Source organism: Legionella stuttgartensis (assembly GCF_977063405.2).
The window spans coordinates 288,591-309,903 of record NZ_CDRUHA020000108.1 but is presented as its reverse complement, the minus strand read 5'-3'; the positions used below and the strand labels follow the sequence as shown (position 1 = coordinate 309,903).

The following is a 21,313-nucleotide window of genomic DNA, read 5'->3' as shown; positions in this document are numbered from 1 at the left end:
GATATCTTTAGAGAGGAGCCCCCATTTTAGCTTTAAGGTAAATGTCAGATCAAAGTGTGTACTTTGCGCGTACTTTGATCAATTTAAGCCTGCGCCATATTTCCGCGGTTTTATACCCCTGTCAACAAATGGTTCATACCGCCTTTTATTGATGAGTACGGGAATCCACCCACAAAATGCCATAGTACCTATGATGAGGGCAATCCAATCAGGAGTGTAATTAACATACAGTTTAAGCCATAAAGACAATAAGATCACCATGCCAAAATACAGTGCGAAAAATAATGCGATATAAATCATTGCAAATGAAAAATAAAAATTTTTAAGTAATTTCAAATCAATGACTGGATGCTTAGCTGACCAACTACGTAAAATAAAAAAAATAAGACTGATTACACCTGAAATAAGCAAAAAATTAATTAAAGAAGAACGAAACCAATCTAGCTCTTGGCCAGTAGTTAAAGCTGTTCCAATAAAAATCATGCTGATGCAATAGTAAAAATATCCAAGTTTATCAAAATATATCTTTTTTACCGGCTCGTGATATTTTCTATAACCAAAGCCAACATAAAAAATTAAAAAAATACATAAAGGTATATTAGAGAAAAAAAGGAATCGCCAATGGTAGCTGTAGGCAATCCAAGCCCCATATGAAGCACCGATTACAGGGATTATGGAAAGACAAATTAAAACTAAAGAAACAATATAAACTTTATCTTTATTCGTAGAGAGCAAAGGGATAAGCGTATATGTAATCAAAAGAAACATTGGTCCGGAAGCAACACCTTCTAAAAACCTGAATAAGATAAACGTAAAGAAATCACTCGCAGTTGCGCATCCCCACGAACATAATGCGGTTAGACTGAGACAGACAACAAAAAGCTGAATAGGACTTAATCGTGTTACAGCGGGTTTTCCTAAAGGTACACCCAAAAGATTCCCAATACAAAAAAAACTGACTGTATACGAAGTCATATAGGGACTGCCGCCCAGATCACTTACAATATATAGACCGGCCATTATTGGTAAAGTAAGATTAAATATTACTGCAGCAAGTGATAAGAGTAAAATATAGAGAATCATTATTTACTCATCTCATTTATGTCGATTTTATTTATAATTAGAGGTGAATTGGCATACTTCTTAAGATTAGGATCTAAATTACTCTTAATAATATCCGTTATGAGTTTTTCATCGCCTGTTTCTTCTTTATGGAAAATATCAGTAACATAATGCGGTGAGTTTGAATTTGTAGTGGGAACTAAGGGCCCATTTTGATCAGAAAGATCTGTAGTTACCTCTAAAGAAAGACCAATTCGCAGAGGATGTTTCATGAGCTCATCTTGTACTAACGCAATTCGAACAGGTAACCTTTGAACGATTTTAATCCAGTTTCCTGAGAGGTTTTCAGGCGGTAACAGTGAAAAAGCATTACCCGCACCTCCGGGCAAACCAACAATTTTTCCATGAAATACAACATCAGAACCGTAAAGATCAGAAGTTAACTTAACACTTTGTCCAATGCGCACCTTTTTCATTTGGGTTTCTTTATAATTCGCATTTACCCATATCTGATCCAGGGGAATAATAGACATCAGTGGTTCTTTAGGAGAAATCCACATCCCTACTTGAATTGTTCTTTGTGCTACCAGTCCATCTACGGGGGCATAAATTTTAGTTCTATATAATTGTACCCATGCATCGCGTACTTCTTGCGCAGCTGCTTGTACCGATGGATGCTCCGTAATGGATGTGCCTTGTACAAAGGCCAGCATTTTTTGATACTTATTTTGAGTACTTTTTAATGAGGCAACGGAGGCTTTTAGATCATCTTGTGCATTTTGATAATCTTCTAAGGAAACTCCTTTAGCCCCAATAACATCACGACGATGTTTAAGGTTTTGTTGTGCTTTTAAAAGTTGCGCTTTTTTCATTTCAATGTCTGCAGCCAGTATAAACACATCATGAAATGCCTGGGATATATCACGAACTGTACTGGCAAGTTTCTTTTTCGCCTTTTCCAAAGCAATATGTGAATCTGTTTCATTTAATGTAACAAGGAGCTGTCCTTTTTTTACCAGAAAACTATCGTCAGTATAGATACCGGTAACGAATCCTGGGCGTAACGATTTGATGTAGACTTGATTCCCTTGTACATAGGCATCATTGGTATAAACTTGGTTTCTCCACACAAAAAGCCAATACAAAAAAAGGAAAATAAATAGAGCGATAAGAATAACTGTAAAATAAAAAGAGGTGGATCGTTCTTTTTTCATGAGTTTTTCACCAACGGTATCGTATTTTGATAGTAACCTCCTCCCAAAGCTCTGGTTAATTTTATAGAGGCTAAGTATTGGTTATAAAGTAGAGTAACATCTACAAGCTCTTTTTGAATCACTTCTTCTTGTAAAAAATAAAGATCAAATAAACTATCTAAGCCCTTTTTTTGGCGCAAAGAACTTAATTGATAACGCTGCTTTGCATATTGCACTACTTGTTTTTGTTCTAATTTTTGCTGATAGACATCCTGAGCGAAAGCTAATACATCAAGAACTTCTTGAGTACTGAATAAGAGTAAATTATTGTATGCGTCTATTGCCGCATCAAATTGTGCCTTAGTTGCATTGATATTGGCTTTAATTGCTCCCGCAGTGAAAATAGGTAATTGTAAGGCGGGTCTAATCAAAGCGGTGCCACTCGATAAATCAAGCAACTTTCTCCAACTTGTGCTTTCCAGCCCAATCAGACCAGCGAGATTGATATCAGGATAATATTCTGCCATGGCGGCCCCCGTTTTATAGGCTAAAGCTTTGGCTCTCCAAATTTGCGCCATTAGATCAGGTCTGCGTGCTAAGAAATCCAATGGCAGTATTTTGGGAATATTCAGAGTCTTAGGTAATGAGGGAAGAGTGGATTTAATCAACAAATGATCCTCTGGTCCACGTCCTGCTAAAGTATTAATCAGGTGCTTATTGGCTGTTAATTCATCTGTGATACTGGAAAGTAATTTTTGTGATTCGAGTAGTTTTTCCGAAGTTTCTAAGGCAGGTAATTCTGAAGAAAGTCCTTTTTTTACCATTAAGTTTTGTAATTTTGCAATTTTTTGTCGTACTTCAATTAACTGGGTATATAAATTTTTTCGGATCAGATTCGTTTTATATGCGAAAAAAGCTTGTGCAATTGCAGTACTTGTAATTAACTCCACTTCTGCAGCTTCCGCCTCGCGAACTTTTGCTTCTCCTAAAGCCGCATAAAAAAGATTACGGTTTTTTCCCCAAAAATCGAATTCATAAGTGAATGAAAGCGAAAGGTCTAAGAGTCTGGCGTTTAAAGGAAATGTATGATTGAATGCGCGATATAAACCGTTTTCACTTACATATTGTCGCGTTTCACGTGCATTAAAATAAACTAGAGGGGCCAATAGCGAGCGTGTAACAATGGCTTGTTGCTTAGCGACTTCGATGCGACTTTTGATTTCATGAATTGAAGGATTATTCGCCAAAGCTTCTGTAACTAAGGTGTTGAGTTCAGGAGTATTATAAGATAACCACCATTGTTTGTTTGGCCAGTTGCCTTTTGAAAAAATCTCTTTTTTATCTAAACTTTTTTTAATGGAGTGTTCCATATTGGGAACGGTTTTTATATTTTTAATTTGGCTTTGTTGAGGTAGCGAAACAGTACAGGATACTAATGCATATAAACTGAAACACATAAATCCTCTAATCCAAAGCCGCATAACACTCCCTTTTTATTTGGCAACACATCCTATTCATTAAAAGTAACTTCATGCCATATTATCATAAGCTGTTTCATATGGTATCGAAGCTATCTTATATAGTAACCATTAACATTTGATTTTCAAAGGAGTTTTATACTGCTTTATAGAAACGAGTTTTAAAAAATTAAAGAACACTCTAACCCGTTGTTATCTAAGTAGTGTCCATAGCTATTATTTAATAACTCCTATTTCCTGGATAGATAACTTTATTCGAGCCAGAGCGTGTACTATATTGCTTTAGGGGGGATAGTGTCCATTTCTATATCTCGATCATCAATTTTCTTAGGCATCCACTCTGCTATTTCATATATTATTGATGCTAATGCATCGAGAAGAAAACCATGGATGGGAAAATAGTCTGAAATTTGTTGGTGATCTTCTAACGTTTTAAACGTAGCTGCTTCTGCAAGATACAGCATGGTTTTAAATATATTACTTACATTATTTAACCAAGTATCAAAGGAATCAATTGGGTCAAGTTTGGGTACCACAATTGAATGAGGTTTCTTAAAAAAGGGAACATGAAAATCAATAGTAGTGCTAACGCCTTTTAATTCCCTTAGAGCTTTGTTAGTTTTATCGTGAAAATATTCTCTTTGCTTTCCAGATACCATAGTTTAATTCTCCTGGCTTATAATATGACTTTTTCTTTTACACAATTTCATTGTATAAAAAGTAAACATATTATACACAAAAAAGATTAAAATAGTATTATTAATGCCAAAAATGTGTATATTAAGCACATAATGGGTATATATTTTAAGATTTGACCGGTTCAAAGGATTAATTTTGGGTTGTTACTCGAAGAATTTCGGCAAGAGATGTATCACCGGCAAGTACTCGTTTAAATCCATCATCACGAATACTTGGTGTAGTAGGGCGTAAGTAATTTTCCATTGTCTGTAAATTTTCATGACGATGAATCATTCCTCTGAGTACTTCATCGACAGTAATCAGTTCGTAAATTCCAGTTCTGCCCTTATAGCCGAGGTGATTGCAGAAGTCACAACCTTTAGGCTCAAAAACTTTTGAAATGTCTGAGTCGGCTGTAAGTCCCATAAGTTCTTTTTCATCATCTCTTAATTGATGGGGGGTTTTGCATTGAGGGCATAATCTTCTAACCAGTCGTTGAGCAATAAGACCAACGATACTTGAGGATAAAAGAAAGGATTCAACTCCCATATCACGTAAGCGAGTTAGAGCGCCCAATGCACTATTGGTATGTAAGGTAGATAACACTAAGTGTCCTGTAAGGCTGGCTTGAACTGCAATTTCTGCAGTTTCCAAATCCCGAATTTCTCCTATCATGACTACATCTGGGTCTTGTCTAAGGATGGCTCTTAAACCTTTAGCAAAGGTCATTTGCACTTTGGTATTAACCTGTGTTTGTCCGATTCCTTCAAGATCATATTCTATGGGATCTTCAATAGTAAGAATATTGCGTGTCACTTGATTTAGTTCAGTTAACATGGCATATAAAGAAGTAGTTTTCCCTGATCCGGTTGGCCCAGTAACTAAAATAATGCCATGAGGCTCTGCGATCATTTTTCGCATGCTTTTTACTGTAGGTTTAGGCATACCTAACAAATTTAAATCCAATTGAGCCGCTTGTTTGTCTAAAATCCTCAACACCACGCGCTCACCATGATTTGAGGGAAGGGTAGAAACCCGAACGTCAATATTATGACCACCAATGCGTAGAGAAATACGACCATCTTGTGGAATACGCTTTTCTGCAATATCCAGTTTGGCCATCACTTTGACTCTAGAAATTACTAAAGGAGCTATAGCGCGCTGAATTTCTAAAACCTCATGCAAAACACCGTCGATTCGATTACGTACAAGTACTCGATCTTCATAGGTTTCAATATGAATATCAGAGGCTTTTTGTTTTATTGCTTGTGTAAACAACGCATTTAACAAACGAATTATTGGTGCATCATCTTGATTTTCTAACAAATCTTCGCTTACTGGCAATTGACTCGCCAACAGTGAAAGATCCATATCTTCTTCCATACCTCCAGCGGCTTCTAATATAGATGATTTAGATTGATACACATGAGCTAAATGTTGCTGAAAAGCAGATTCATCGACTTGTTTTAAAGTAAATTCACATTGTAATAAACGTTTTATTTCGGCAAGAGATTGCAATGAAGTATTAGGTAAATAATAAACAAGAGCTTGGTTATCACTCATTTCATTGGCTACAACAATCCCATGGTTTTTTGCAAAACTGTATGGGATCTTTAGTGATTTCTCTTCATTTTCCAAGGTCTATCTCGTAACTAACAAAGGTGGACGATTAAACGGTTTAGGTAATTCGGCTCGTTTCAAAGCAGGTAATACCGTTGCGTTATTGCTTTGTACAAAGGCATCTTGAGATTTCAACCAATCAAGCTCGAATTGGCGTACATTATTATATTTTTCACTCGTCATATGCATACTATCTCGTTCATTACGCAAAATAATGGGTTTAATGAAAACCATTAGTACACGTTTTTCACGAGAATTTATATTTCGTTTGAATAAGCGACCCACACCCGGTATATCTCCCAAAACGGGTAAACGGTTATTGTCATTACCCAGACTATCTTGAGTCAAACCTCCCAAAACTACTATGTCACCACTTTCAACATGAACCGAAGTAACGATACTACTGATTCTAAATGTTGGGGTTGTTGAGTTCGGAGCAACAACGGGTGGATCCAGCGTGTCGTTTCCTTGATCGATTTGCAGCTGGATTCCATTTCCGCGTGTGATTTGTGGTCTCACATAGAGATGTAATGCAACGTTAACCCGATCGAATGTGGTAAATGGGACGCCATTATTTGTTGTACCTCCGGCATTTGCAGGTTGGGTGGTGGATGCTATCGAAACCTGTTTACCAACTAATATCTTAGCTTGGCGGTTATCAAGAACTACAACTGAAGGTGTTGATAAAATATTCGCTTTATTCTCTCGTGCTAAAGCATATATTTGGGCTTGAAAATCATCAAGTCTAGTACTGCTATTAATTATAGCAAAGCCTGGTCTAAAGGTTTCTGGTCTTCCTGTTTGTTGATCACTTCCCCATTCAATACCCAAGTCATTGATATCCGATTGATTAATTTCTGCGACTAATGCTTCGATGAGTAGTTGGGCTGGTTTAATATCCAGTTGCGCAATCACTCTTTTCAGAATACGAATTACCGATGCGGGTGCATTAAGAATGATTGAGTTTGTATTGGGCTCAGCAATAATTTGTACGGTGGGTTTCGTTGTTCCTTCATTTTGGGTTGTGGTAGTCGTAGTGTTTGCAGTAGCTCCTGATGCAGTTAACGATGAACTGCCGCCACTACCTGAGCCTGTTGAATAAAGAGACGTAGACGTGGCAGTGGAACCTTGTTCATTTGAGTTACTGGCAAGATTGGAAGCAGGATTTGTGCTATCTAATATGGGGCGAGTAATCGTGCCAATGGTTGTTCCAACATTACCACTGAAATTTGCCTGAGCAATACCGGCGAGGATGGGTACCAAATCTTCAGCTCTTAGATAATTTAGATATACCACTTGCGTATTGGAGTTAAGCCCTTCAGAATTTTCTTTATCTAACTTTAATATCAACATTCTAAGGCGTATTCTGTCTGTTTTGGAACCGCTAACTAATAGAGAATTGGAACGGTCATCAGCTGCTATAGTTAGTTGAGTTCGTGTTCCTCCCATATTGGGTTGCGTTTTAACAAGATCTTTTAAAGTAGCAGCAATATCCATTGCTAATGAGTGCCTTAAATGAACTATATCAATGCCGTTAGCAGATGAGTTATCTACTTGTTTGATGATGTCTGCAAGACTACGAATGTTGTTTGCTCTTCCTGATAAAATAAGCATATTTGAAGGAGCGTAAGCAGAGATACTGCTCCATTGCGGCATTAATGGTCGCAAAACGGGAACTAATTGCTCAGAGGGAACATAATGAACAGGGACTACCGCCACCATCATGTCGTCGCCTCTAGGGGGGTGTTTTATTCCGCTTAAAATATCTGGGGATTGTGTTTTCGCATCAATATTGGGAATAATTTTAATGATTGCACCACTGGGTATAGCGGCATAGCCTGAGACTTGTAAGACTGAAAGGAATACTTGATAAAGCTCATTGTTGTTCATTGGTGTTGACGATACGATCGATATTTTCCCTTGCACTCGGGGATCAATGACAAAGTTTTTCCCTGTAACTCGTGATACCTCAGCAATAACAGCTCTAATATCAGCGTTCCTTAAATTCCATAGTTTACCATTCTGCGGTTGTGTTTCTGTTGGGTTGTCTGGGGACTCAGATGGAGTCGGTTGGGTTACATAATTTTCACTTTGTTGATTTTTCTTTGCACTGATTTTTTGGGATAGCTTATTCTGCAAATCTCGAGCGGTAAGGTAATCGCTAATGGGGCCTATTTGTATCAGATAAAGTTTTTTATCGGATAGATTCTTAATTTCAACCGGTTCGCTTACAAGTGAAGATAATTCTTTTTGACGTTGCTTTGCATCTTTTTCTAAATTAAATGCGCCAGCTTGCAGATAAAAAGTAGTATTTCCATTCTTGGTGGTCGTGGAAATATTAATTTCGTTTGCATAAGTTAATGCTGAGCAAATAAATGTCAAAATTATAATTACTATCGAGCGCATCGAAAAATCGTAAAATCCTAAGTGAATAACATAATAACTAAATTTATAAACTTACCATAGCTTTTTTGGCGAGTATCTGAATGTATTTTGAAGCATTTTGCAATTCTGCTTCAAGATTATCTTAATTGATAAAAAAATCTAGAATGTGTTGATTTTTGTCACCTAGAACTGTATTTAATATTTCGGCTCTCGTTAGAGCATTAACTATTATTTTAAATCATAAAGGAGTAAAAATATGCAACAAAAATTTGATGAAGCCACAATGAAGTATGGCCCAGATTTCAATCTCTTTCTTGCCATTCAAGGAAAATTTTATTCGATACTCGATGATATTAAGGCCACTGCAGATCCGGGATTTATAGCGCATTGTCTTGGGGAGTGTCAGAAAATACTTTCTATGGGAAGTGATATGACCAGGATGGATGCAATGCACACCTCCACTTTTAGTGATCCAGATTCATCCATGGCAACAACTTCCTTAATAACACCCGCAAACAATATTCAACCAAGTAATACCCCCGCTAAAAAAAGAAAGCATTCCGAAATAATCGATTCCAGAACTGATGTAGGAAATGGGCTGCCCCTTGTTCAACAACCCAATTTTGAACCCGGAGACAGTTTTGCTTTAACCAAAAGACATAAAGCGGTTTATCCTCATTTAGAACCCGCAGAAAAAGGAAAAGAAAAGGACGCCGCTCAGGCTATAACCCCTACTAGAGTAAGGCCAACCCAAGGTAAAATAGTACGAAAATTAATTTCACCTTTTTTAAATGAATATATTGAGCAAATGGCTAAAGGTGATCTTAAAGAATATGAAAAAGTGCAACGCGAAATGATCCAAAAAAATGAGCGTTATAATAAGCATCTTTCGATGAGGCACATTTCTTCTATAGGGCAGAGATCGGATTTAAAAAAAGAAATTAAACCAAAAGCCCCTGATGAACTTAAAAATAAATTTATCTATAGCCATCATATCAGTTTTCCTTTCACTGTAAAAAAAAGCGACCACAGTTTGAGAAGATCAACTCGTTACCAAAATGTAAAATCAAGGAGTGAATTTATTTCTAAGGAAATTATTCCCTATATAAAAACATCTCCTTCAATGGCTGCTCAGAATTTAATTTATTTATATCAACATCATTTGATGTATAGCATTTATTTAAAACGTAAATCAGGAGAGCAGTTAGGTGAAATCCTAATTTTTCATATGAACAAATTGGGTTTATGCTTAGAAAAAAAAGAAATAAAAAGTCTAAAATCGGCAATCAATACCAGTTACGATCTTATTAAACGCAAGAAGCCCTTTAAAGACCTTATTATGCGAACATCTATGCTTCAGAATGAACTCCCTGTGGAGAAATCTCAAGATAAAACATCTGATGGTACTCTAATCGCTACGATGGTATTACATGAGAATCTCGTTAAACCAATTAAAACAAATGATACTTTTGATCAGCCTTTTTGTAATTCCTTGAAAATTACTCAAGATACTAATTTCTATGATGTCAAAGGAAAACTAATTGGTGTTTATCGGATAGGTGCAATTCAACCCCAGTTGATAACTGATAAATTACGTAAAGAACTCTCTTCGACAACTCGAACACAATTAAATAGGATGGGAGCTGTATCTTCAGAAGAAACTGCTAATAATAAGCAAAATAAAGAAAATGTACAAAGGAATGTTCGTTCTGCTCCAATTGGTATTCTTGGAAAAAAAGTTACAAGAATTAGACCTACCCAATTTTCTGAGGCCAAATTTGGAGTTGAAGAAGGATTAGCACCTCTTTTTAAGACAGTTGAACAAATCTATGCAGAATGTGCTCCAGTTGAATATGCAGCGCGTCGTCAGCTAATGGGTTATGCAACTAATTTTACCATTAATGGCTCGAGTTATCTTTTGACTGCCGAAGCCAATTACGATAAACAGACCAATGCCCATGTGGACAACAATAAGTTTCCCATTCATTGTTTAAATCCACTGTTTGTTATCTATCCCTCTAGCAATCAACAGCAGGGTGATCTTCAACGTACTTATGAAGGAGCTTATACATTTTTCCCTGGTGTTAAAGGTGCTTTACCAAATGACACTCAATCTTTTTTTGAAGGAATATATTTTGATTTAAAAGAAGGTGACTTATTGTTCTGGAATTTTGATAAATATTTCCATTGCAACACAAAATTAACTCCTTCTAATGGAATCACTGACTCGAATTGGCATCGCATATCCATTGTAGGTTTTACTAAAGGTGAAGCATTACTTAAAATGGTAGAACCCCTTGTACTTGAAGACTCAGATGATGAAGATAGTGCTCTATTTAGCTCAGAAGAGCTCACGCACTATGAACAACGCTCGGAGGATTTCTTATTTGAGACTTCTCAATCCCTGCAAATTAAGGAACAACCGCTCTCAAAGGATGAGTATGATGAAGGTAGCTTTTCATATGTAGAGGAAGAGGAAACGATCGATGGAATGAAGTTAATGAGCCTAGATTCATTGTTATCATCAGACAATATTATTGAATTAGAAATGCCCAACGATCAAGTAGAAGAGTATCCTGGATTAAATAATTCTACTGGTTATGTAGCGGCACAGAAAGGAGAAGGTCAACCTACTGGGTATTATGCAAAAACAAATCCTTTAAACCTTACATTTTTTAGGGCTGAGAAATCATCCCTTGGGAATGAGGCGTTAAAAAGTGTACAAACCATCCAGCATAATTAGGAGGCTCATGCATTTACACCCGGATACATGATGTGAATCCGGGTGATTCGTGCTTAGGGATGTGTATGGGTATGTGTCTGCTCATGAGCATGATGCTCAGCGTGTGGGTGTTGGTGTAAATGAGGTGGCTGTTGATATGGATTCTGAGCATGATGATGCATGAAACCATACGGGTTCATACCGTGTGCTGGAGTCGTAACAACTACTACAGTTTGTGGCTGGGTAGTTGATGGATGTGTGTGTTGGTGTGTCTGTTGGTGAGCGTGTTGTTGATGTCCTGTTCTTTTCATATTATTTCATCCTCACTAATAAAAGAATTCGATTTTATTTATTAATTCGTTGCTGAGATGATAATGCACATAGTTGTACATTTTAAATATCATCTTAACGCATTATAAGCAGATGGTTTGGTAAATGTATATGATTTTTCTGTATCTTTAACTAAAATGGAACGAGGAATCGCCTTCTACGTTTTTTTGATTTTATGATGTAGAAGGCTGAATTTTTTCCTTAAGGTTAAGGGCAATAAATCGTATCATGAACCTCTTCCAGATCCATATTGCTAGGATCTTTTAAATCAAAATTGCCGTGAAGTTCTTCTCCTGATGTGCTTATATAATGTCTGTCAAAATATTTTCCCGCTGTCGCATTTTGTCTGTGAAGTTGGGGGGATGGGGGCATTTCTTCAGGATCAGGTAATTGCATTAATGGATTATCGGATAGATCAGTTACTGCGGTTTTTCCTCCGGTAACGAATAAGGTTTTAGTTTTCTTATCAAAAAATTTTTTCATGATAATAATAATCTCCAGATCAATGGGTTTGTGGTGATTACATACAACAACTCAGTTGAACTTATACATAAGGTTGAGTTAATCAAGTTTCTACACGAACACGATTACTCCGTCAACAACCCTATGGGGTATGGGCTTGATTATTCAACATTTTTTATGGGCATGATGCAATATTTTAATTGTACAATACCACAGCCAATATTCTTTGTTTCTAAAAGCTCAAGTTCAATGTCTTGCTTTACTGGACCAAATAATGAACGTCCAGAACCCAGTAATATAGGAATCAATGTAATCGTTAATTCATCGATGAGATTTTCTGCAATAAATCGTTGAATGGTGATCCCGCCATCAATGTAAAGATGTTTCATTCCTTTTTTTGCCAGACGTTGAACAAGTGTAGACGGTGTTTCAGCAGATAAAGAAACGCATTTCTGCAAGTGACTAGGAATATTTATAGTGTTGCTACTCATGACCACTACTGGAAGATCGCCATATGGCCATTCATCAAATGATAGAACTTGTTCAAAGGAATTTCTTCCCATAACCAATCCATCAACTGTTGAAATAAATGATTTATAGCCTCCATCCTCGCCTGGAGGCACAAGAGAGTTAATATTGTTAAGCCAATCAATGGAACCATTTTCTCGAGCGATAAATCCATCCACAGTTGTGGCAATAAATACGGAGCACTTGATGGACATGGGAAAATTTCCTTCTGATTAATTTTAAAATATGAAATTAAGTCATTTGCTCTTGGTTAGCTGACAAGGAAGAATATTACAAAAACAATACTTAAAATGAAGAGTAAGAGATTAATTTTTTGACGTGTTAGCAGCTTTAATAAAGTATAGAGAATAATACCCCCACCAATTCCATCAGCAATCGAAGCAGTAAAGGGAATCATCATGATGGTTACCATACAAGGAGCTGTTTCACTAACATCATGCAATTTCATATCGGTGAGATGTTTCATCATACAACAAGCCACATATAAAAGTGCAGGGCCTACTGCATAGTTAGGAATCATTCGTGCCAAAGGTGAGAAAAATAACATCAGAAGAAATCCCATTGCGATCACTATGGCTGTTATTCCGCCGCGTCCACCTGCTTCAATTCCTGCTGCAGATTCGATGTAGGGGGAGGTGCTTGCGGAACCTAATAATCCAGCTACCGCAGAAGCAGCGGCATCAACGGTTAAACAATTACTCAGTCGTTTGGAATAATTTTCTTGTTGTTTAAATACAGAAGGATTTAATAAACCGATCAATGTCCCTGTAGCATCAAATACAGCAATTAAAAAAAAGGTAAATGTGGCTTTTAAAGCAAGAACGGTATTTAAGGCAGAAAAGTCTAGCTTTAAAAAAGTAGCCTCCATGGAAGGGGGCATGGAAATTAATCCTTGCCAGGTAGATAGACCCATCAATAAGCTTAAGACAGAAATACTCAGTATTCCAAGAATAATGGCTCCAGGAATTTGAAAATAATCTAAAATCAGTATAAGTAAAAATCCTAAGAAAAATAATCCGCTTTCAGGACGATTAATTTCACCTAGACGCATTAAATTATGGCTATCTTCGACAATAATTTGATTATTTTGCAAGGTAATTAAAGCAATTAATAAACTAATCCCTATTAAAATCGCAATTTGTAAATTATGAGGAATTGCCTCGATTAATAGTCGCCTCAAGCTAGTCAGTGACATTATAAAGAACAAAACACCTGAAAGAAAAACAATAGCTAAAGCTTGTTCCCAAGCGATTCCCATGCCTTGCACTACTGTATAAGAAAAGAAAATATTTAATGCCATGCCCGGAGCTATACCAATAGGAGTGTTCGCAAATAATCCTGCAAAGAAACAGGCAAAGGCAGTAATAAGACAGGTGGCTGTAAATACTGCTCCCTGATCCATCCCGGCATCATGAAGTATGCTTGGGTTAATGAATGCAATGTATACCATGGTGAGAAAAGTGGTGATACCCGCAATGATTTCAGCTTTTAGAGTAGTGTCTTTAAGAAAATAGGATTTTAACCGCTCCATAGTATTCTATTCTCCTATTTAAAAGGGAATAACCTTTTGGTTATAGTTGTGCCATTAACAGAAGTGCTTTCTATTAAACATATCAAAAATTTTATTTAAAGTATCTAGAGAAACTTAAATTTGTGCGCTTATACTCAAATGTTCATCATAGATAGGCAGTGGCTCAGGGTTCATTGGCTTTTGGGCTTGTAGTTGTTCTTTATAACTAATCGTGTGACAAGCACAATTTTCATTTTTTCCAGAGATAATATTTTGAACTTTGCTTTTTATTTCATGAAGATCAATCGTTTTAACACCTAATAGCTTTCTGAGATCTTCTCCTATGTCGTCATTCGTGCCGATTCGCTCAACCAACCATTTAGCTGATTGAATATGGGTCGAATATTTATTTCCACTGAGATAAAACCTTCGTTCACAACATGTCTTGCACAAGTCTTCAAGTGTTCTTTTTGCATTGGCCTGATCTTCAGTTGAGAGATAGGAATACAAGGTTCGAAGTGTATTGTTAATTTTTGCCTCTTTTTGCTCTGCATCTTTTGACAACAAAAAATTACCATTCGTTTTTCTTTCACTAGCAATTTGATTGCTTCGCTTTTGGTATATATCCGCCATAAAGTCGAATTCAATGTTGTCTCGCTCATATTCTTCAAGTTCGCTAAAGGATTTTTGATATATCCATTGTGCTTCGTGTTCCATTTTATCTTTATATTCCTTACACATGCTTTTACTTTTTTGGCTCGAATATAAAGAAAACTTATTATAATTTTGTTGAAGAAAGGCCAACTCCACATCACTTGAAGCATATTTCACCAAGGAATTATCCTTAGCGATTAGTTCTTTTTGTTGCTCGGGGGGTAATTTATTGAAAACAAGCGATAACATATTATTTCTTGCTGACTCTAAATTCTTTCTTGTCGCAATAGCAAATTTCTTGCATTTTTCCTCTGGTATACTCGGATATTTTTTTTTAATTTGTTCTACTCTAGCATTTATATATTCCTCTACTTTAAATATAAAATTGGTGTTCACTAAGGGTTCGATTAATTTGGGGATATTATTAGGACTAAGTCCATCGGCCAGAGTGGCAAGATGCTTTGTTTGAGCAGGGCCCCTATCCTTGTTGTTCATTTTTCCAAGAGACTCGAAATAATTGTAAAGAAATGCTGTATCGGAGAGATAACAGCCTCTGTCATTTAGGAGGTACCTAAATGCTTGAACCCTATCTTTTACCCGCATTTCTCTATAGTTGGATTTGGTATTTTCGTAAGCCTGTGCAAAACTGGTCCCTTTACTTTTCATCTCATCGGATGCTAGTTGAAAATGCCAGGCGACATTAGAATTGGCTACAGAACAATTTCCTGTCTTTTGATCTTTTTTTTCTAATGTTTTAGAAAGTACTGGATTGTACTTATCTTGATTTTTTTCTAAAAATGCAGACATTATTTTGCGTGTGTCACCTATAGTCATCGCCGCACTCATCATTGCCTTAGCAAAGCGTTCCGCCTCATTATTTCCTAATGAAAAGGCAAGGACCGTTGGTGCATCATGTTTACTTTTTCCTGTTGCTACATCAGTATGGCGTTGTCCTCGATTTACATAGATAAAATGTGTTTGGTTTTCTTCTTTAACTGCATGAAGACTATAAGCATGGCCAAACCAATAACAAGAAAACCCTATGTACCCCCCATTGGGTAGATCCGTAATTTTTTTGGCTGCTTCTGTATAATGGGAGGAAGGTAATAAATCAAAATTCAAATAAGAACTGGTGGACGGTCTTAATTGTTTATACCTATTTTTTGTACTGATTATGGCTGAGCTCATTTCCCAGCCAACATTGCTTTCACTTAAAAAAGGATTTTCTTGTAGCCCTAAAACATGGGCCATTTCTAAGTGAGACCTGGCCATTCTAATTTCCTACAAGTGCACTATTAAAATTATAGTTCAACTTATGCGCAATTTCATAGATAAAAAAGGCGAAGCACTATAGGACAGCTTCAAGTCCATGATTGAAGCGGTTAGAGAGTAATTACGACAACGTATTTTCTATTTTGAACAAGTTAACACTTTTGTCATCCGATAGTTTGTGAACATAGTGCCATCTAATTTTTTGGTTTGTTCTGCTTCAGTTATATATCCCTGTCTTTCAAAAAAGGGTTTCGCTGTGATGCTGACATCTGAAAAGAGCTTTGAGATGCCTAATGCAATTGCTGTCAGTTCACGGGCTTTTAATAAAGCATGTCCAACTCCTTGTTTTTGATAGTCTTTATGTACATAACCCCGATTGAGATAGCCATTTTCTTCTAAATCTGAAAACCCAACAATTTTGTTACTTTCCTTATCGATTGCTACAAACGTATGGTTTTTAGCAAGGGATTTTTGCCATTTGGATAAATCAGGTATTTGAGGAGCCCATACATCGAGTTGTTCTTTTGTATAATCTCTACAGTTGACATGATGGACGGTATCATAAAAAAGCTGATAGATTTCTGCCTCATCACCTGGTTCAAAAGCTCTAAGATAAAATTTTTGATTTGCTGTTTTAAAAGCAGGATAAAACTCCAAATTTTTCACATCATTCCAGTGTTTTTTGAGCTCATTAAGTATGTTTTTTGCCATTTGTCTTAAGTGGGGTAACAAATCATTTCTGGATGATACATGAACGAACGCTTGCAAACGTGATAAAACTCTTGGTCTCACTGTGTTTTCTTCGTTTTTCCACAATGAATTTTTTGGAACCGGTCCTGATGGACCCACTCGGTCTTTTTCTAGCGTTGAATCAAGGAAAGGAAGTGTTTGTTGTAATAACCAAAAACCACAGGCTTCAGTGTAGGCTCTGGCGTAAGCTAAATCATCTGATGCTGCAGGAATACTTGGTTTCAATTCTTCTCGATAAATAATCTCTAATGCAATAATGACGTCTTCGGGTATGGATTTGGCACACCAACATGTAGGCATGCTCATTCTCAGATAAGTACCATCCAATAAAGCATTGCCTACACAAGCCCATTCAAAATCAATGAGTTGTAAATCACGTGTTTCTTCATGGTCAAAGACATTATCTGGACAAATATCACCATGGGTTAGCACGGTAAAGGGACCTGGTTTAAATAAAGACTGAATCAGGGACTTGGCTTCATTGATACATTCTATTGTTAACGATAGATTCAATTTTCTATTAGCAGATTGCAATTTTCCAAGTAAATCGGTTTGAGTAACATCAAAATTCTCTTGTAGAGTTTCAGTGTGTTCGTTGAATTTCTCTAAAAGAGCTTCATATGTTGCTGTTTTGCCAAAGCTAGCCGCATGGAAGCTTCCTAGTGCCTTCATAAAACGGCACAATGCCAGAATCGCTTTTTCTCGTGAGGGAAGTGTCAATGAGTCAACTAAACTTATATGTGGCTCTCCTAGGTCTTCAATAAGAATAAATCGGTGCTCTTTATTACCACCATAGAAGTAGGGAACATTATGCATTTTTTGATGAATTTGATTTGCAAACTCAAGACCAGCCCAATCGCGAGCAAAACGAGCGTTCGCTTCTTTGTCATCACCATCTGACTCTTCGGTCAGGGATTGTTTGAGAATGATGCTTTTAGGTACTGAGCTCGATTTGCTGTTTAGCATGATGCGCACCACAGTATTTCGTCGTTCTTCTTCACTTAAAAATTTAAGAGAACTTATTTCGATATCCGTCGCAAAATGATGCTGAAGTATTCGTATTGCTATTTGTAAGACATCTGGATTAATTCTTTTTTTCGGGGCTGTCATATCATTTACCGTTTGAGTATGGGCTTTATGAGGATTAAATAGGCTTTGTCTTCACTGTAATCAGTACGTTTAAATCCGGATTTTTCATAACAACTAATTGCATGGTGGTTATGAATTTCTGGATCAACAAGAACAGCGCAAATGCTGTTGGGAAGTTCTGTTATGAACGAATCTAAAATTTGTTTACCTAATCCTTTTCCACGTTGATTACTTGGAGCGATAAACAGATCGATACCTGCTAATTTATGGGGCGGATAACAATCAAATAAGGGATGGTTATTGTGGCAAATACCTTCCGGAACATGATCACTTAAACGATAATACTGAATAAAGCCAAGAGGAACCTCATCAATATAAATAATAAAGCTCGGTACATTATCTTTTCCTAAAATTCTAGGGAGATATTTTTGTTTAATATTCTCGAATGACCAAGATTGACCTCGAGCATACCATTGATTGATGACAGGTTCTTGGAACCAATGATACAAAAGCATAAGGTCATTTTCAGTCAATGGTTTAAAGATAAAGGACGTGGTTTGATTTATGTCAGTCATTTTTTTGAAGACCACAATGGTATATTTTGCGGGATTTTAAAAGAAGCTTCATTCGTTATACGCCTGAAGTTTTTATTTGGTTTTAATCGTAACTTATTGATTAAATGGTGGCTATGGGTGGACTCGAACCACCGACCTCAGCATTATGAGTGCCGCGCTCTAACCGGCTGAGCTACATAGCCACAAGACGCGTGATTTTGTCTTTTTAAGGGGAAGATGTCAAGTCCGTTGGCCTATTTTTTTGAATTTTTTGTTGAAAAAAGATGTACTACTAACAAGATGATGCTTAACAAACAGATTTTATATCCTTAAAGTGAAAAATCGTCGTTATTATGCAGTATTACTTAAACTACAAAGTCAGCTCATTTCCCCCAAACTTTTGGGTTAGCTAAGCTTTTGATTTGCACGTCAAAATTTTCTTGTGTAGCTTCTAATAAGGCTTCTTCCCCTGATTTCCAGAATTTGTAAGTACCTTTATTTTTATATGATAGATAAATCCCTAGGCCAAATAATAGTGTTGTTACAGCATAACCTATCGTTTTTAATAATTTTTTACCTTCGGAATCGTTATTGGCAGTAAATGATTCATTAAACCCTTTATCCTGAATTTTAACCGAAAACTGATTAAGTCGGCTAAAGACATCTAAGTTTGGATTTCTTAATATTTCCCGTAAACTCTGGGCATTATTGAATTTATCAACCATTAATTTCAACTCAGATATATCAGTATCACCACTATTATCGATTATTATTTTGGTAGGTTTTTTAGAACCATCTCTTTCATAGCTGCTGGCATGACCATCATAGTCGTAAATGAGAATGACTCCTGCTGGCAAAGAAGAACGTATGTCTTCAAGCTGTATTGCTTGATACCGTTCAATTTCATCATCAAGTTTTTTAGTTAACAAATCAAATTTTTTCAAACATTTTGTTCTTTTATTTTTTACTCTTTTAGATTGTATGCTATACCAGTTTTCAAAAAAATTGCTATTCATATAGCTTTTTATGGTAGAAACTAATTCTGGGTTGGAATGTAAAACTCTAAATAGGGGGTCTGAATAACCCGATAACAGACAATATTTTTTACTAAAATTACCTGTTTTCGAGACCGTTGGTCCCACTATGGCAATTCGGTAGTCTCTTGGCGGATTCTTGTCTTCGATACTAATCGGCTTGCTTGTTCCTAATGCCTTATGTAGTTGCCTTGAAAATTTCTTTATATCACTTTTTTTAAGTTGACTAACCCAAGAGCCAAATTTATCCCGATCTAAAAAAGGTGCCGCGAAGAATTCAGCGTTTGCATACATAAAGCATAGGATTATCTCTAATTCAGTATTTTTATTCATTAGCCTCTTTGGTTATTCAATTAAATTAATGGTTATATTTAATAATAGTTGAAGTAAATTTAATGTTAAGGCTTAGAAAAATTGCATTAGTGATGCAATAGCGTCACACTCGGTTTTAAAAAGCTGTAGATAAATAAGTATTTTGATTTTAGTAACACTAGGAGGATGATATTTAGAATATATAAGCTTTAATTTTCGAATTTCGTAGGGCGTTGGAGTTTGAAGTCCTGGGTACGCTACGCATCACCCAGGACTAATTGAGAAGATTAGATGATTAATAAATACATGGCACCAGGTCCACGTAATATTTGAACTAACAACTCTTGCTTTTTCTGCTGAGCAACTTGTTGCAATGATTTAACGTCTTTAATGGGTGCTTTATTTGCAGAGATAATAATGTCTCCAGGTCTTAAACCTGCACGCCATCCCGCACTTGTTTCTGAAGCACCTACGACTTGTACGCCAATGACATTACCATGAGGTGGTGTTTCTTGCTCAAAGTTTCTTAATGCCAGTCCATAAAGGAACGGATTTTCTGACTGTAGTTTTTGCTCATGTGATTTAATGTCAGTCACAACAGCATCCAGGGAAATGGTTTTGCCGTCACGTTGGACAACCATTTTAACATTTGAACCAACGCGTAAGAGACTAATGGTTGTTTTTACCTGAGTCGCTTGCGTGATTTTTGTATTGTTAATTTGGGTAATAATATCACCTGATTTTAACCCAGCTCGTTCTGCAGGTGAGTTTGGATTAACTTGTGATACCAATGCACCTTGGAAATCTTCAGGATATCCTAAAGAATGAGCAAGTTCAGGCGTTAAATGTTGAACAAATATACCCATTAAGCCCCGATGAATTGAGCCGAATTTAATAATTTGTTGTGCTACATCTTTTGCCATATTAATGGGTATAGCAAAACCTATTCCCACATTACCACCATATGGAGAAAGAATTGCAGTATTAATTCCAATCAATTCTCCTTTTGTATTAACCAATGCACCACCAGAGTTACCTGGATTAATTGCAGCATCAGTTTGGATAAAGTTTTCTACTCCTTCAATGTTTAAGTCACTGCGCTTTAATGCACTAACAATCCCAAAGGTTGCAGATTGACTATTACCAAAACTGTTTAAGCCAAAAGGATTACCAATAGCAACTACAAAATCACCTACTTGTAGTTGATCCGAATCCCCTATAGGTAATGATTTTAAGTTTGTTGCACTAATTTTTAATATAGCTAAGTCTGTTTCGCTATCGCTACCAATCAGTTTAGCTTTTAAGCGTCGGCCATCTTGTAACGTAATGGTGACAAGATTAGCATTGCGAATTACGTGATCGTTAGTAATGATAATCCCGTTTTGTGCATCTACAATCACACCAGAACCTATACTTTCAAATTTACGTCCTTTTTCAGGAGCCGTTTGATTAGGTTGTCTGCTATTTTGAGCTTCTTCATCATTGCCAGCAGAACCAGGTGAGGTGGCACTAGGCGGTAAATAACCCTGTACTGCAACATTGACGATTGCAGGCATGATGTTTTTTAAGACCGGGGCCAAGCTCGGTATGGGAGCGGGAGCTGCTTCGTTAGCCGCATAGGTGAATGAGGCTGTAAAAAGAAGCAGGGTACTTATAATGAATTTGATATGTTTAATCATA

The 21,313-nt window shown here is 36.6% G+C and carries 16 protein-coding genes and 1 tRNA gene; 1 reads left to right on the top strand and 16 read right to left on the bottom strand.

Annotated features, from left to right (window positions below; translation table 11 throughout):
- Window positions 1-78: 78 nt before the first annotated feature.
- The 6 genes from ACWTEW_RS34945 to lspD form a co-directional block, all read right to left on the bottom strand.
- Window positions 79-1,083, bottom strand: a complete 1,005-nt coding sequence (locus tag ACWTEW_RS34945) for an MFS transporter (protein WP_454782582.1) — start codon at window positions 1,081-1,083, stop codon at window positions 79-81.
- A complete protein-coding gene (locus tag ACWTEW_RS34940; RefSeq protein ID WP_454782581.1) occupies window positions 1,083-2,276 on the bottom strand; it encodes an HlyD family secretion protein in 1,194 nt (397 codons plus the stop codon). Before ACWTEW_RS34940 ends, ACWTEW_RS34945 begins: the two co-directional genes overlap by 1 nt.
- A complete protein-coding gene (locus ACWTEW_RS34935) occupies window positions 2,273-3,736 on the bottom strand; it encodes an efflux transporter outer membrane subunit (RefSeq protein ID WP_454782580.1) in 1,464 nt (487 codons plus the stop codon). Before ACWTEW_RS34935 ends, ACWTEW_RS34940 begins: the two co-directional genes overlap by 4 nt.
- Window positions 3,737-4,005: 269 nt before the next feature.
- Window positions 4,006-4,392 carry a hypothetical protein gene (locus ACWTEW_RS34930; RefSeq protein WP_454782579.1) on the bottom strand — a complete coding sequence of 129 codons (387 nt, stop codon included), beginning with the start codon at window positions 4,390-4,392 and terminating at the stop codon, window positions 4,006-4,008.
- 169 nt (window positions 4,393-4,561) lie between these two features.
- Complete coding sequence (gene lspE, locus ACWTEW_RS34925) at window positions 4,562-6,049, bottom strand: GspE family T2SS ATPase variant LspE (RefSeq protein ID WP_454782578.1); 1,488 nt, start codon at window positions 6,047-6,049, stop codon at window positions 4,562-4,564.
- Between the two features lie 3 nt (window positions 6,050-6,052).
- Window positions 6,053-8,437, bottom strand: a complete 2,385-nt coding sequence (gene lspD / locus ACWTEW_RS34920; protein WP_454782577.1) for a GspD family T2SS secretin variant LspD — start codon at window positions 8,435-8,437, stop codon at window positions 6,053-6,055.
- A 235-nt stretch (window positions 8,438-8,672) separates the two neighbouring features.
- Between lspD and ACWTEW_RS34915 the strand changes: the two genes are divergently transcribed.
- Window positions 8,673-11,159 (top strand): hypothetical protein, encoded by a 2,487-nt coding sequence (locus tag ACWTEW_RS34915; protein WP_454782576.1) that lies wholly within the window; start codon window positions 8,673-8,675, stop codon window positions 11,157-11,159.
- 53 nt (window positions 11,160-11,212) lie between these two features.
- Here ACWTEW_RS34915 and ACWTEW_RS34910 read toward each other — a convergent pair whose 3' ends face one another.
- The 10 genes from ACWTEW_RS34910 to ACWTEW_RS34865 form a co-directional block, all read right to left on the bottom strand.
- Window positions 11,213-11,449 carry a hypothetical protein gene (locus ACWTEW_RS34910; RefSeq protein ID WP_454782575.1) on the bottom strand — a complete coding sequence of 79 codons (237 nt, stop codon included), beginning with the start codon at window positions 11,447-11,449 and terminating at the stop codon, window positions 11,213-11,215.
- Between the two features lie 226 nt (window positions 11,450-11,675).
- Window positions 11,676-11,951, bottom strand: a complete 276-nt coding sequence (locus tag ACWTEW_RS34905) for a hypothetical protein (protein WP_454782574.1) — start codon at window positions 11,949-11,951, stop codon at window positions 11,676-11,678.
- 140 nt (window positions 11,952-12,091) lie between these two features.
- Entirely contained in the window at window positions 12,092-12,652 is a 561-nt protein-coding gene (locus ACWTEW_RS34900; RefSeq protein ID WP_454782573.1) for a dihydrofolate reductase family protein, read from the bottom strand.
- 56 nt (window positions 12,653-12,708) lie between these two features.
- The gene (locus ACWTEW_RS34895) at window positions 12,709-13,989 is read right to left on the bottom strand and encodes an NCS2 family permease (protein ID WP_454782572.1); all 1,281 of its coding nucleotides are present in this window, start codon (window positions 13,987-13,989) and stop codon (window positions 12,709-12,711) included.
- A 114-nt stretch (window positions 13,990-14,103) separates the two neighbouring features.
- Window positions 14,104-15,894 (bottom strand): hypothetical protein, encoded by a 1,791-nt coding sequence (locus ACWTEW_RS34890; RefSeq protein WP_454782571.1) that lies wholly within the window; start codon window positions 15,892-15,894, stop codon window positions 14,104-14,106.
- 138 nt (window positions 15,895-16,032) lie between these two features.
- Window positions 16,033-17,754 carry a GNAT family N-acetyltransferase gene (locus tag ACWTEW_RS34885; protein WP_454782570.1) on the bottom strand — a complete coding sequence of 574 codons (1,722 nt, stop codon included), beginning with the start codon at window positions 17,752-17,754 and terminating at the stop codon, window positions 16,033-16,035.
- A gap of 5 nt (window positions 17,755-17,759) precedes the next feature.
- A complete protein-coding gene (locus ACWTEW_RS34880; RefSeq protein ID WP_454782569.1) occupies window positions 17,760-18,308 on the bottom strand; it encodes a GNAT family N-acetyltransferase in 549 nt (182 codons plus the stop codon).
- A 105-nt stretch (window positions 18,309-18,413) separates the two neighbouring features.
- Window positions 18,414-18,490: transfer RNA gene (locus ACWTEW_RS34875), tRNA-Met, on the bottom strand.
- A gap of 180 nt (window positions 18,491-18,670) precedes the next feature.
- Window positions 18,671-19,654, bottom strand: coding sequence for a hypothetical protein (locus tag ACWTEW_RS34870; RefSeq protein WP_454782568.1), 984 nt, complete (start codon window positions 19,652-19,654; stop codon window positions 18,671-18,673).
- A gap of 266 nt (window positions 19,655-19,920) precedes the next feature.
- Entirely contained in the window at window positions 19,921-21,312 is a 1,392-nt protein-coding gene (locus ACWTEW_RS34865) for a Do family serine endopeptidase (protein ID WP_454782567.1), read from the bottom strand.
- Window position 21,313: the final 1 nt, after the last annotated feature.

What these genes read in the sequence shown, in the direction of transcription:
- lspD (WP_454782577.1), bottom strand. Translation starts at nt 8,437, where the DNA reads ATGCGCTCGATAGTAATTATAATTTTGACATTTATTTGCTCAGCATTA.
- ACWTEW_RS34895 (WP_454782572.1), bottom strand. Translation starts at nt 13,989, where the DNA reads ATGGAGCGGTTAAAATCCTATTTTCTTAAAGACACTACTCTAAAAGCT.
- ACWTEW_RS34900 (WP_454782573.1), bottom strand. Translation starts at nt 12,652, where the DNA reads ATGTCCATCAAGTGCTCCGTATTTATTGCCACAACTGTGGATGGATTT.
- ACWTEW_RS34890 (WP_454782571.1), bottom strand. Translation starts at nt 15,894, where the DNA reads ATGGCCAGGTCTCACTTAGAAATGGCCCATGTTTTAGGGCTACAAGAA.
- ACWTEW_RS34865 (WP_454782567.1), bottom strand. Translation starts at nt 21,312, where the DNA reads ATGATTAAACATATCAAATTCATTATAAGTACCCTGCTTCTTTTTACA.
- ACWTEW_RS34930 (WP_454782579.1), bottom strand. Translation starts at nt 4,392, where the DNA reads ATGGTATCTGGAAAGCAAAGAGAATATTTTCACGATAAAACTAACAAA.
- ACWTEW_RS34885 (WP_454782570.1), bottom strand. Translation starts at nt 17,754, where the DNA reads ATGACAGCCCCGAAAAAAAGAATTAATCCAGATGTCTTACAAATAGCA.
- ACWTEW_RS34940 (WP_454782581.1), bottom strand. Translation starts at nt 2,276, where the DNA reads ATGAAAAAAGAACGATCCACCTCTTTTTATTTTACAGTTATTCTTATC.
- ACWTEW_RS34905 (WP_454782574.1), bottom strand. Translation starts at nt 11,951, where the DNA reads ATGAAAAAATTTTTTGATAAGAAAACTAAAACCTTATTCGTTACCGGA.
- ACWTEW_RS34935 (WP_454782580.1), bottom strand. Translation starts at nt 3,736, where the DNA reads ATGCGGCTTTGGATTAGAGGATTTATGTGTTTCAGTTTATATGCATTA.
- ACWTEW_RS34915 (WP_454782576.1), top strand. Translation starts at nt 8,673, where the DNA reads ATGCAACAAAAATTTGATGAAGCCACAATGAAGTATGGCCCAGATTTC.
- ACWTEW_RS34910 (WP_454782575.1), bottom strand. Translation starts at nt 11,449, where the DNA reads ATGAAAAGAACAGGACATCAACAACACGCTCACCAACAGACACACCAA.
- ACWTEW_RS34880 (WP_454782569.1), bottom strand. Translation starts at nt 18,308, where the DNA reads ATGACTGACATAAATCAAACCACGTCCTTTATCTTTAAACCATTGACT.
- ACWTEW_RS34945 (WP_454782582.1), bottom strand. Translation starts at nt 1,083, where the DNA reads ATGATTCTCTATATTTTACTCTTATCACTTGCTGCAGTAATATTTAAT.
- ACWTEW_RS34870 (WP_454782568.1), bottom strand. Translation starts at nt 19,654, where the DNA reads ATGAATAAAAATACTGAATTAGAGATAATCCTATGCTTTATGTATGCA.